Origin of the sequence: Streptomyces sp. SID14436 (assembly GCF_010548465.1) — a bacterium.
Lineage (GTDB): Bacteria > Actinomycetota > Actinomycetes > Streptomycetales > Streptomycetaceae > Streptomyces.
On the sequence record NZ_JAAGMD010000479.1, the window covers coordinates 1 to 12,414 of the forward strand.

The 12,414-nt window shown below is 73.1% G+C and carries 8 protein-coding genes; 5 read left to right on the forward strand and 3 right to left on the reverse strand.

Going from position 1 to position 12,414, the window contains the following annotated elements:
* Positions 1-183: 183 nt before the first annotated feature.
* From G3I53_RS16445 to moeZ, 3 genes are all read left to right on the forward strand, one after another.
* On the forward strand, positions 184-1,149 hold the full coding sequence (locus G3I53_RS16445; RefSeq protein ID WP_164438482.1) for an NAD-dependent epimerase/dehydratase family protein: 966 nt from the start codon (positions 184-186) through the stop codon (positions 1,147-1,149).
* Positions 1,137-1,886 carry a spherulation-specific family 4 protein gene (locus G3I53_RS16450; protein WP_164336091.1) on the forward strand — a complete coding sequence of 250 codons (750 nt, stop codon included), beginning with the start codon at positions 1,137-1,139 and terminating at the stop codon, positions 1,884-1,886. The genes G3I53_RS16445 and G3I53_RS16450 overlap by 13 nt, the downstream gene beginning before the upstream one ends.
* A gap of 63 nt (positions 1,887-1,949) precedes the next feature.
* Complete coding sequence (gene moeZ / locus G3I53_RS16455) at positions 1,950-3,128, forward strand: adenylyltransferase/sulfurtransferase MoeZ (protein ID WP_164336089.1); 1,179 nt, start codon at positions 1,950-1,952, stop codon at positions 3,126-3,128.
* Between the two features lie 89 nt (positions 3,129-3,217).
* Here the strand turns inward: moeZ and G3I53_RS16460 are convergent, their stop codons facing one another.
* The 3 genes from G3I53_RS16460 to G3I53_RS16470 all read right to left on the reverse strand — a co-directional run bounded on the left by G3I53_RS16460 (position 3,218) and on the right by G3I53_RS16470 (position 9,426).
* Entirely contained in the window at positions 3,218-4,714 is a 1,497-nt protein-coding gene (locus tag G3I53_RS16460) for an alpha/beta hydrolase (protein ID WP_164336087.1), read from the reverse strand.
* 134 nt (positions 4,715-4,848) lie between these two features.
* Positions 4,849-6,393: an alpha/beta fold hydrolase gene (locus G3I53_RS16465; RefSeq protein ID WP_164336085.1), complete on the reverse strand. Its 1,545-nt coding sequence runs from the start codon at positions 6,391-6,393 to the stop codon at positions 4,849-4,851.
* A gap of 132 nt (positions 6,394-6,525) precedes the next feature.
* Positions 6,526-9,426 carry a lysylphosphatidylglycerol synthase transmembrane domain-containing protein gene (locus G3I53_RS16470; RefSeq protein WP_164336083.1) on the reverse strand — a complete coding sequence of 967 codons (2,901 nt, stop codon included), beginning with the start codon at positions 9,424-9,426 and terminating at the stop codon, positions 6,526-6,528.
* Positions 9,427-9,612: 186 nt separating this feature from the next.
* On the opposite strand from G3I53_RS16470, the gene G3I53_RS16475 reads away from it, so the two are divergent.
* Together G3I53_RS16475 and G3I53_RS16480 are read left to right on the forward strand one after the other, a co-directional pair.
* Positions 9,613-9,999 (forward strand): MGMT family protein, encoded by a 387-nt coding sequence (locus G3I53_RS16475; RefSeq protein ID WP_164336081.1) that lies wholly within the window; start codon positions 9,613-9,615, stop codon positions 9,997-9,999.
* Between the two features lie 353 nt (positions 10,000-10,352).
* The coding region (locus G3I53_RS16480; protein ID WP_164438483.1) for a UvrD-helicase domain-containing protein at positions 10,353-12,414 on the forward strand (2,062 nt) is incomplete at its 3' end.

Consider the following 12,414-nt stretch of genomic DNA (forward strand, 5'->3'; position numbering starts at 1 on the left):
CGACGCGCGCCCCCGGGCAGCCGCGTGCCCCCCACCGGGACAGCCGTCACCCCCCACCCCGCCCACGTCACGGCCGACCGGCAGCCCGGCACGGCACCACCCCACCGCGGGCACCCCGCACCCCCGAAGGAGAACCCACATGATCACCCGCCCAGCAGCCTCGGACGTCGATGGAGCCGCCCGATGAGAGTCCTGCTGATCGGAGCCAACGGTTACCTCGGCCGCTTCGTCGCCGACCGCCTGCTCGCCGACCCGGCCGTCCAGCTCACCGCCCTCGGCCGCGGCGACGACGCCGACGTCCGCTTCGACCTCGCCACCGGCAGCCCCGGCGCCCTCACCCGGTTCCTCGACGCCGTCCACCCCGGTGTCGTCGTCAACTGCGCGGGCGCCACCCGCGGCGGCGCGCGCGAACTCACCCGGCACAACACCGTCGCCGTCGCCACCGTCTGCGAGGCCCTGCGCCGCAGCGGCTGCGGCGCCCGGCTCGTCCAGATCGGGTGCAGCGCCGAGTACGGCCCCAGCCAGCCCGGCTCCTCCACCGCGGAGGACGCCGTCCCGCGCCCCGGCGGCCCGTACGGCGTCAGCAAGCTGGCCGCCACCGAACTCGTCCTCGGGTCCGGCCTGGACGCCGTCGTGCTCCGGGTCTTCTCGCCCGCCGGGCCGGGCACACCCGCCGGCTCCCCCCTCGGCCGTCTCGCCGAGGCCATGCGACGCGCCATGCAGTCCGGCGACGGCGAGCTCAAGCTGGGCGGACTCGGCGCCCAGCGCGACTTCGTCGACGTGCGCGACGTGGCGCGGGCCGTGCACGCCGCCTCGCTGTCCGCGGCCCAGGGCGTCATCAACATCGGCTCCGGCCGCGCGGTCCGGCTGCGCGACGCCGCCGCCGTCCTCGCGCGCGTGGCCGGCTACAGCGGCGCACTGCACGAACTGGACGGCCCCCACACCCCGCACCTGCGGCCCGCCATCGGCCACCCCCGCGCCGAGTCCGACCACCACGTGGCCCCGGTCGCCGCCCCCTACCCGGACGGCTGCGGCAGCTGGCAGCAGGCCGACGTACGCACCGCGCGGGACCGGCTCGGCTGGCGGCCCCGCATCAACCTCGAGGAGTCCCTCGCCGACATCTGGATGGAGGCGGCATGCCGTATCTGACCCGGACCAGACCGGGGGCCGCCGACACCGGCGTGCGCAACGGCTTCGGCATCCCCGGACTCGCGCACCCCCTCCTCGCGTCCGCCGAGTGGAGCGAACTCACCCGCCCGGGCACCCCCCTGCACTGGGCCGTCCTCAACGTGGCCGACGGCCCCGGCGTGCAGCCCGACCCGAGCTGCCTCGAAGCCGTGGGCCGCCTGCGCAACGGCGGCGTGCGCGTCCTCGGCCACCTGGACCTGGCCCACGGCGCGCGCGGCCACCAGGAGGTGCTCTCCGACGCCCACCGGTTCGCCGACTGGTACCGGGTCGACGGCTTCCTCCTCGACCGCTGCCCGGCCGACCACCTCGCCCTGCCCGCGGTGCGGCGGACCGTCGCCGGACTCCGGTCGATCCGTGACCCCGCTCACATCGTCCTCGGCCACGGCATCCACCCGCACCCCGGATACGCGGAGTGCGCCGACCAGTTGGTCACCTTCTCCGGCCCGTGGAGCGACTACCGCTGGTCGCAGGTGGCGGAGTGGACCGCCGAGCATCCGCCCGAGCGGTTCTGCCACTTCGTGCACGGTGTGCCCCGCGCCCACCTGGAGGAGGCCCTGCGCATTGCCCGCTGGCAGGGCGCGGCGACCATCTACTTCACCGACCGGGTGGAGCGCGGCACCCGCACCGACCCCTGGGAGTGCCTGCCCGGTTACTGGGACGATCTCGTCTCGCGGATCGGGACGGGTGTCTCGGAATGAAAAAGGCCGTGGCACTGTTACGAGGAGAACAACCGTAGTGATTGACCGACCAACGGAGTCCCCGTGTCGTTGCCACCCCTGGTCGAGCCGGCCCCCGAGCTCACCGTAGACGAGGTCCGCAGGTACTCCCGCCACCTGATCATCCCCGACGTGGGGATGGACGGGCAGAAGCGGCTGAAGAACAGCAAGGTGCTCTTCGTGGGCGCCGGTGGTCTGGGTTCGCCGGGGCTGATGTACCTGGCCGCCGCGGGCGTGGGCACGCTCGGCATCGTGGAGTTCGACGAGGTCGACGAGTCGAACCTGCAGCGCCAGGTGATCCACAGCCAGGCCGACATCGGCCGCCCCAAGGCGGAGTCCGCCCGGGACACGATCAAGGGCATCAACCCGTACGTGAACGTCGTGCTCCACGAGGAGCGGCTCGAGTCCGACAACGTGAAGGACATCTTCAGCCAGTACGACCTGATCGTCGACGGCACGGACAACTTCGCGACCCGCTACCTGGTCAACGACGCCTGCGTCCTGCTGAACAAGCCGTACGTGTGGGGCTCCATCTACCGCTTCGACGGCCAGGCCTCCGTCTTCTGGTCCGAGCACGGCCCCTGCTACCGCTGCCTCTACCCGGAGCCCCCGCCCCCCGGCATGGTCCCCTCCTGCGCCGAGGGCGGCGTGCTGGGCGTGCTGTGCGCGTCCATCGGCTCCATCCAGGCCAACGAGGCCATCAAGCTGCTCGCCGGTATCGGTGAGCCGCTGGTGGGCCGTCTCATGATCTACGACGCCCTGGAGATGCAGTACCGCCAGGTCAAGGTCCGCAAGGACCCCGACTGCGCGATCTGCGGCGACAACCCCACCGTCACCGAGCTCATCGACTACGAGGCCTTCTGCGGCGTCGTCTCCGAGGAGGCCCAGGCCGCGGCGGTCGACTCCACGATCACTCCCAAGCAGCTCAAGGAGTGGATCGACGACGGTGAGAACCTCGAACTCATCGACGTGCGCGAGCCGAACGAGTTCGAGATCGTCTCCATCCCCGGCGCCCGTCTGATCCCCAAGAACGAGTTCCTCATGGGTAACGCCCTGGAGAGCCTCCCGCAGGACAAGAAGATCGTCTTGAACTGCAAGACGGGTGTCCGCAGTGCGGAAGTCCTCGCGGTCCTCAAGTCCGCGGGCTTCGCCGACGCCGTCCACGTCGGCGGCGGCGTCATCGGCTGGGTCAACCAGATCGAACCGGAGAAGCCGGTCTACTGACCTCGGGCTCCGCTGCCCCACGAGGCTGAAGAAGCCCACGGCTCCGGCCAGTCCGGACGCCGTGGGCTTCTGTCGTGCCCGCGCCGGGGTCAGGAGCAGACCTTGCCGTCCTTCGGGACCGTGCCTTCCAGGAAGAAGGAGTCGACCGTGGCGTCGACGCAGTCGCTGCCGCTGCCGTAGGCGCCGTGGCCCTCGCCCTTCCAGGTGAGGAGGACGCCGACGTCCTTGCCGAGTTCGTCCGCCATCCGGCGAGCGCCCTCGTACGGGGTGGCCGGGTCGCCCGTGTTGCCGATGACCAGGATCGGGTCCGCGCCGGGCGCGCTCACCTCAGGGGTGTCGAACTGGCCGGGGACCGGCCACTCGTGGCACCAGCCGGCCAGGTCCCAGCCCAGGAAGGGGCCGAAGACCGGCGATATCTCCTCGAACTCCGGCAGCAGCTTCTTCACGTCCGCCAAGGACGGGCGCTGCTTGTCGTCCAGGCAGGAGATGGCCCGCTGCGAGTGGGTGGTCGTGCCGTACCGGCCCGACGGCTCCCGCTCGTTGTAGCCGTCGGCCAGGGTGAGCAGAGCGGTGCCGTCGCCCTGCTCGGCGGTCTCCAGGGCGAGGGTGAGCGTCGGCCAGCCCTCCTTCGTGTAGAGCGGCAGGACGATGCCGGTCAGGGCCAGGGACTGGGTGAGCTTCCGGCCGTCCGTCGACGTCGGCAGCGGCTCGGCGTCGATGCGCCGCAGCAGGTCCGCTATCTCGCGCGAGCCCTGCTCGGGGTCCTTGCCGGTGGACTTCAGGTAGTTGTCCAGGGCGCGCTGGAAGCCGAGCGACTGGTTCTTGGCGTGGCCGACGGCGTCGGCGGTCGGGTCGACGACCGCGTCGAGCGTGAGGCGGCCCACCTTGTCGGGGAACAAGTGGGCGTACACGCCGCCGAGTTCGGTGCCGTAGGAGATGCCCAGGTAGTTCAGCTTGTCGTCGCCGACGGCCTGGCGGATGCGGTCCATGTCGCGGGCGCTGTCGGTGGTCGAGACGTGGGCCAGCAGCTTGCCGGCGGACTTCTCGCAGCCCTTGCCGAAGTCGACGGCGTCGGCCAGGAACGTGCGCTCCTCGGCGGGGGTGTCCGGGGTGCCGTCCACCTTCGCCTCGGCGGCCTGGATGTCCTTGTCGCTGCGGCAGCGGATGCCCTCGCTGGCGGACACTCCGCGCGGGTCCCAGCTGACGAGGTCGTAGCGCTCGCGGAGCTTGGCGGCGGTGCCGGCGTAGGACGGCAGCATGTCCACGCCCGAGCCGCCGGGCCCGCCGAAGTTGAACAGCAGCGAGCCGAGGCGGTCGTCCCCGGTGGCCTTCGCCCGTATCAGGGCCAGCCCGATCGTCGGGCCGTCCGGCTTCGACCAGTCCAGCGGAACCTTCAGCGTGGCGCACTGCCAGCCGTCCCCGGGGGCCGGTTCGTCGCCGGAGGACTTGCAGGCTCCCCAGTCCAGTGCCGACGCGCCCTTGCCGTCGTCCTGGGAGCCGCCGTCACCGGAGCCGTCCCCGGTGCAGCCCGCGGTCAGCAGCCCGGCGGCGACCACCAGGGCCGTCCACCGTACGAAACGCGTCATCTGCCACATCCCCCCTCACTGGCCGTCCGCACCGTCCCGCGGATGGCGGTCAGGCCATCGTAGGCGGAGCGGACGACGTCCCGCTGACCCTGTGGAAAACGGTGTGACCAGCATCTTTGTTGTTCCGGACCGGGTCAGGAGCAGACGGTTCCGCTCTTCGGCACCTTGCCGTCCAGCAGGTAACCGTCCACGGCGGCCCGCACACACTTGTTCTTGCTGCCGTAGGCCCCGTGACCCTCTCCCTCGTACGTGAGTTCCACGCCGACGCCGGAGCCGAGGGCCTGCACCATCTTGCGCGCCCCCTCGTACGGCGTGGCCGGGTCGCCGGTGTTGCCGATCACCAGGATCGGAGCGGACCCGGGCGCGCTCACGTCGGGATGGTCGGCCGCCCCCGGCACCGCCCAGTCGGTGCAGCTGAGCATCCCCCAGGCCAACTGCTCGCCGAACAGGGGAGAGGCCTCGCGGAACGCGGGCAGGCTGCGCTCGACGTCCGCGGTGTCGTAGCGGGGTTTGTCATCGGCGCAGTTGATGGAGATGTTCGCGGGGACGAGGTTGCTGTACTCGCCGTTCTCGCTGCGGCCGTTCATCGAGTCGGAGAGCAGCATGAGGATCGTCCCGTCACCGGCGTAGGCCTGGTCCAGACCGTCCGTCAGGAACTCCCAGAAGTCCCGCGAGTACAGCGCCTGGAGGATGCCGCTGGTCGCCGCGGACTGGGTCAGCTCGCGGGGGAAGACGCCGGGGACGGGCTTGCGGTCCAGCTGCTCCAGGAACCGGGCGATGCGGTCCTTCACGTCCTGCACGCTGTCGCCGACGGGGCACTCTTCGGTCTGCGAGACGCAGTCCTCGGCGTAGTTGTCGAGCGCGAGCTGGAAGCCGCGGGCCTGCCCGAGCGAGCCCTGCTCCGGGTCCTGCGTCGGGTCGACGACCGCGTCGAACACGGCCCGGCCCACCCGGCGCGGGAACAGGTGGGCGTACACGCCGCCCAGTTCGGTGCCGTAGGAGATGCCGAAGTAGTGGAGCCGGTCGTCGCCGAGGACCTGGCGCATCAGGTCGAGGTCACGAGCGGTCTCGGTGGTGGCGACGTGCGGCAGGATGCGCTCCGAGTTCTCCTCGCAGGCGTCGTTGAACTGCTTGGTGCTGTTGAGGAGTTCGGTGCGTTCCCGCTGGTCGTCGGGGGTGGCGTCCTGGTCTAGGAAGGCGTCGAGCTGCTCGTTGTCCTCGCAGCGCACCGGGGCGCTGCGGCCGACCCCGCGGGGGTCGAAGCTCACCAGGTCGTAGCGGGCGCGCAGGGACGCGAAGTCGGGGCCGAAGGACGGCAGGGCGGTGACACCGGAGCCGCCCGGTCCGCCGAAGTTGAAGATCAGGGACCCGATGCGCTTGTCCCGCGGGCCGTCCGCGCGGGCGCGGATCAGCTCGATGCCGATCGTGTCGCCCTCGGGCTCGTCCCAGTCGAGCGGCGCCTTCATGGTGGCGCACTGCCACGTTCCGCCGTTCGGCAGCGGCGAGGGGGCCGGGCCGCCGCCCTGGGCCTCGGACGGGGCGGGGCAGTCCTTCCAGCCGAGCTCCTGCTCCGTCAGGTCCTCCGCCTTCGCGTCCTCACCGCAGCCGGCGAGCAGTGCGGGCAGCAGCACGGCGGAGACGGACAGGGCGGCGGCACGCAGGCGGAAGGGCTTGGGCATGCCTCCATCCTGCGGTCGCGCGGGACGGGCCGCGCGACCGCGGGTGCCGTACGAGGGAGAGCGTCGCGCGGACGCGCCCAGGGCGGTCCGGGGCGGTGTCAGGGGAGTCCCGCCTCCGGCCGGGGCGCGCCGCTACAGGGCTTCCTTGCGGGTGAGGTGGTTGAAGGCCAGCCAGCCGGGCAGGACAGGCAGCCACAGCGTGAGCAGCCGATACAGCAGCACCGCGGGAGCGGCGACCTCCTTGGGCAGGCCCACCGCGATCAGACCGACCGTGAGCGTCGCCTCGACGGCGCCCACACCGCCCGGGGTCGGCGCGGCCGACCCCAGCGCGTTGCCGGCCAGGAACACCACGGCGACGCTCGCGATGCTGATCGACGTCGTCTCGTCGCCGAACGCCCGGATGGACGCGTCCAGGCACATCACGAAGCATCCGGTCAGCAGGAGCATGCCGCCGATGCCGGTGACCAGCTTCTGCGGGCGCTGCAGCACGTCCAGCATGCGCGGCACGACACCCGCGAAGAGGGACCGCACGCGCGTGAGGACGAATTTGCGCAGGAACGGCACCGAAGTCACCACCAGCACCAACACCGCCACCGTCAGCAGGCCCGCGATGACGGTACGGGACGGCGAGAGGGACGGCGTCTTCTCGGTACCGGTCAGGTAGCCGAAGGCCAGCAGCATCAGGATGTGGCAGCCGAGCCCGAACAGCTGGGAGGCTCCCACGCTCGCCACCGCGAGCCCGGGCCGCACTCCCGCGCGCTGCAGGAACCGGGTGTTCAGGGCAACCCCGCCCACCGCCGCCGGGGCGACGATCTTCACGAAGGAGCCGGCGACCTGGGCCGCCACGGTCCGCAGGAACGGCACCCGCTCGGGCACGAATCCCAGCAGCGCCAGGGCCGCCGCGAAGTAGCTGGCCGCCGAGAACAGCACCGCCGCCGCCACCCAGCCCCACTGCGCGTTGGCGATCAGCGGGCCGAACTCGATGTGCGTGAGCTGCGTCAGCAGGAAGTACGCGCCGATCGCGCCGGCGATGAAGCTGATCAGCGTGCGGGGGCGGACCCGCTCCAGGCGGGCCGGTTCGACCGGGGCCTGCGGCCTGATCCGCAGCACCTCGTGCCGGATCTGGGTCAGCAGGTCCTCCTCGCGCGCCTCCTCCAGGGCGTCGTCGATGGCCCGCTTCTCGGCCCGCTGTTCCGCGCGTACGGCCTTCTTGTCCGGCCGCTCCGGCTTGTCCGGGTCGGGCCGGCCGGAAGGGCCGGCGGGCCCGGCCTGCTCCGCGCGCAGCAGCTTGGCCTGCCGGGACGCCTCCAGGACGGCCTCGCGTTCGCGCTCCGCCCGCTCCCGCGCGAGGCGGCGCAGTGTCGCGCGCGTGGAGCGGCTCAGCGCGATCGACTGCAGCATCGGCAGGCAGTCCGCGACGGCGTCGGGCCCGAGCACGCTCACCGCGGAGGCCACGGCGCGTTCCGCCCCCACCCGCAGGCCGAGCGTCACCAGCAGCTGGGAGGTGTCCATGCGCAGCAGCAGGTCACCGGCCGCGATCTCCCCGACGCGCATGTCGGTGAGGATCACGGTGCCGGAACGATCCACCAGGATCGCGTCACCCACCAGCCTGCGGTGCGCGATCCGCCGGGACTGCAGCGCCCGCACCTGGTGCCAGGTGTCGCGCAGCAGCGCGTCGGTGATCTCCTCGTCCGGCAGCGAGTCCAGGGTGCGCCCGCCGGTGTGCTCGTAGACGAGCATCACCGCGTCGGGGCCCAGCTCGGAGGTCGCGATCAGCTTGGGCGCGTTGGCGCCGGCCGCGATGGCCGCGTACGCCAGCAGGGCCTCCTGCTCCAGAGCCTGGCGCAGCGACTGCAGGCTCCGGCGGGTGGCGAAGCCCCGCAGCGTCAGGTTGCGCCACGCCCGGTAGAAGAAGCCCTGCGCCTGCTGTTCGCGGTCCACGACCGTCACGTCCAGCGGTGGGCCGTCCTCCAGGGTGACGAAGTACCTGCGGCCCCGGTCGCCCGTCTCGGTGGCGTCGGGCGCCTCCACCCGGGAGGCGGTCACCGGGCGGAAGCCGACGGTCCGCAGGCCCGTCATGAGGTTGCGTCCGGTGGGGCGGACGTTGGGCGAGCCGACGGCGTAGAGGGTGCCGTAGGCCACGCTCCAGCCGATCAGCACGGTCAGGATGATCGAGAACGGTGTCGTGTAGCCGGTGACGAGCATGGAGAACGCGTCGAGCAGCAGCACGACCCACAGCACCGCCCGCCAGCGGGGTCTGCGGGACATGCCCACGGCCGTCATGTACGCGATCACCGGGGCGAGGTAGCCGTGCACCGGGTCGGTCAGGGCGTGGATGTCGCCGGGGGAGGGCTGGGTGAGCGCCTCCTGGATGGAGGCGGGGGCGGCCCGCGCGACCCACAGGTCGGTCGCGAGCGTCACCCCGTGCGCCAGCACGGCGGCGAGCACGCCGTCGGCGATCCGCAGCCCGTCGCGTTTGATGAGCCGCTCGATGGCGAAGGCGACCGGTACCAGGAGGATGGCGATGCTGGAGGCCAGACCCGCGACCTTGATCAGCAGGTCGGGCGCCTGCCCGGTGCCCTTGGTGATGTCCTGTTCCAGGCCCGAGGTGGTGCCGTGGGCGAACGCGGCGATCGCCAGCAGCACCACCACGGCGAGCACGCCCACCAGGAGCCGCATGAGGTCCGACGGGCGGTGCACGCGCGCGGGGAGCAGCGGTTCGTCGCCCTCCACCTCGTCGACGTGCACCGTGTCGGCATCCATGGCGTCGGCGCCGCGCGAGCGGTCCCGGCCCGCGGTGTCCTGCTGCCGGGCACCGGGGCCGGGGCCGGGGGAGTCCCGGCCGTGGGCGTCCCCGTCGTGGGAGTCCGGAGCCTTCTGGCCACGGGTGCCCCGGGTGCCACGGTCGCGGGAGTCCGGAGTATCCCGGTCACCGGTCTCCGGGCGGTCCGAGCGGGTGTCCGGGCGGTCCGGGCGCGACGAAGCGCCAGGGGTGCCTTCCGCGTCCCCGGGGTGCGCACCCTGCTGCTTCATCGTCTCTTCTTGATCTCGTATCACCAGTCACCGCCCGCACGATGGTGGCATGCCGAACCGGCACAAGGGGGTATCAGGGTCCACCTGCGGGGCCGCACAGTCTGCCCGAAAGGGCTTCCCCGGGCGAGGCGTACGCACGCGCGGGAGCGCCTTCCGTTGTCGGTGGGGTGGTGCAGGATGGGGCGGATGAGCCAGGAAAGTCTTCCCTCCGGCACCGGACCGGAGCCCGCGGACGCCCTGCCGGAATACGCCGAGCGTGTGCTGGACGTGGCCGATCTCATCCCGCCGGGCCGGGTGATGACGTACGGGGACGTGGCCGAATGGCTGGGGGAGGGCGGGCCCCGGCAGGTCGGCCGGGTGATGGCCCTCTACGGAGGAGCCGTCCCGTGGTGGCGTGTGGTGCGGGCCGACGGCGTCCTGCTGCCGGGTCACGAGCTGCGTGCCCTCGGTCACTACCGCGAGGAGGGGACGCCCCTGAAGGAGGCGGGCCGGGCCGCGGAGGACCACCTGCCGCGCCTCGACATGAGACGCGCGCGGTGGGACGGGGGCGGCCGTGCGGAGGGTCACACCTGACAGCTTCCGCCATCCGGCAGGCCGCGGTGGGGCCGGTGATCCGTACGGGGGAAACGGGGCACGTCCGTGGCATGACGTACGTTCGAGTCCAGAGGGACCCACGGGCCGGATGTGCCGGACGGGAAGAAGCGGAAGCTCTGCTTCCGGGCTTCCCTCCGGCGTAGCGTCGGCTGCACGTGTCCCCCTCACCCCGCGACCACCGCCCTCCACGCGCGGCGGTACGCCAACCAGTACACCCACCAGGACCGGCGAACCACGTGAGCTCCTCTTCCTCCACCAGCGGCCTGTCGCACCCCCGGGTGCGCCGGGGGGACCGTGGCGCCTATCGACTGGTCCGTACCCCGCCGGCTCGCGTGAACCCCCCTCGACTGGACGCCGACCAGCGCTCCGTGGTTGAGCACGGGACCGGCCCGCTGCTCGTCCTCGCAGGTCCGGGCACCGGGAAGACCACCACACTGGTCGAGTCCGTGGCCGCGCGCGTGGCCCGCGGCACGGATCCCGAGCGGATCCTCGTCCTGACGTTCAGCCGGAAGGCGGCGGTCGAACTGCGCGACCGCATGGCGCTGCGGATGGGCGCCGCGAGCGCCCCCCTGGCGACCACCTTCCACTCCTACTGCTACGCCCTGGTCCGGGCCCACCAGGACCAGGACCTGTTCGTGGAGCCCCTGCGGCTGCTGTCCGGCCCCGAGCAGGACGTCACCGTCCGCGAGCTGCTCGCCGGCCAGGTGGACCTGGAACGGCTCGGCCTCTCCCACGTGCGCTGGCCGGACGAGCTGCGCGCCTGCCTGACCACCCGCGGCTTCGCTGACGAGGTCCGGGCGGTGCTCGCCCGCAGCCGCGAGCTCGGGCTCGGCCCCGACGCCCTGGACGCCTTCGCCCGGCGCATCGGCCGCCCCGACTGGCGCGCCGCCTCGGCCTTCCTCGCCGAGTACCTCGACGTCCTCGACCTCCAGGGCGTGCTCGACTACGCGGAACTCGTCCACCGCGCCGTGCTCCTCGCCCGCCGCCCCGAGGTGGCCGCCCGGCTCGCCGCGCAGTACGACGCCGTGTACGTCGACGAGTACCAGGACACCGACCCCGCCCAGGTGCGGCTGCTGCACGCGCTGGCCGGGGACGGCCGCACCCTGGTCGCCCTCGGTGACCCCGACCAGTCGATCTACGCGTTCCGGGGCGCCGACGTGAACGGCATCCTGGAGTTCCCGCACGCCTTCCCCCGCGCGGACGGCCGCCCCGCCCCCGTCGAGGTGCTGCGCACCTCACGCCGCTCCGGCACGGCCCTGCTCGCCGCCACCCGGCTGGTGACCCGGCGCATGCCGCTGCCCCGGCTGCCCGCCGAGAAGGTCCGCGCCCACCGGGAGCTGACCCCGGTTCGCGAGGGCGGCCGGGTCGAGGTGTACACCTACCCGACGTCCGGCACGGAGCTCGACAACATCGCCGACATCCTGCGCCGGGCGCACCTGGAGGACGGGGTTCCCTGGGCGGAGATGGCCGTCCTGGTGCGGGCCGGCGCCCGCACCATCCCGGCCGTCCGCCGCGCCCTGACCTCGGCGGGCGTGCCCGTCGACGTCGACGGCAACGACGTACCGCTGAGGCACGAGCCCGCGGTGGCCCCCCTGCTGACGGCCCTGCGCGCGGTGGCGACGGCGGAGGCGGAGCCGCGGGAGCGGGAAGGGGCCGGAGCCGGGACGGACCCCGTCGAGGCCGACCCCGCCGAGGTTGTCCACGCCGGGACGGACCCCGCCGAGGCTGACCCGGCCGGGGCGCACCCCGCCGAGGCCGACCCCGCCGGGACCGACCCCGCCGAGGCTGACACCGCCGGGACCGACCCCGCCGAGGCTGACACCGCCGGGACCGACCCCGCCGACGCCGACACCGCCAGGACCCACCCCACCGAGGCCGACACCGCCAGGACCCACCCCACCGAGGCCGACTCCGCCGGGACCGACCTCACCGGGACCGGTCCGGCGGCCGGGGCTGCGGGGGAACCGGGAGCGGACGCGGCGGTTACGGCAGACGGCGCCCCGGTCGAGGGACAGGCCGAGACCCCGGCGGACACCCCGGTCGCCCCGACGGCGACGGCCGGCCAGGCCGAGGACACCTGCTGGCTCGACACCGAGACCGCCCTCACCCTCCTCACCTCCCCCCTCGCCGGCATGGACGCGGCCGACCTGAGGCGGCTCGGCCGCGCCCTGCGTGAGGAGGAGAGGGCCACCGGCAACCCCCTGCCGCCGTCGTCCGACGTCCTCCTCACCCGGGCCCTCGCCGAGCCGGAGCGCCTGGCCGTCCACGACCCCACCTACGCGCGCGGCGCCCAGCGGCTCGGCGCGCTGCTGCGCACGGCCCGCGAATGCCTCGCGCGCGGCGGCACCGCGGAAGAGGCCCTGTGGGACCTCTGGGACGGCACCCCCTGGCCCC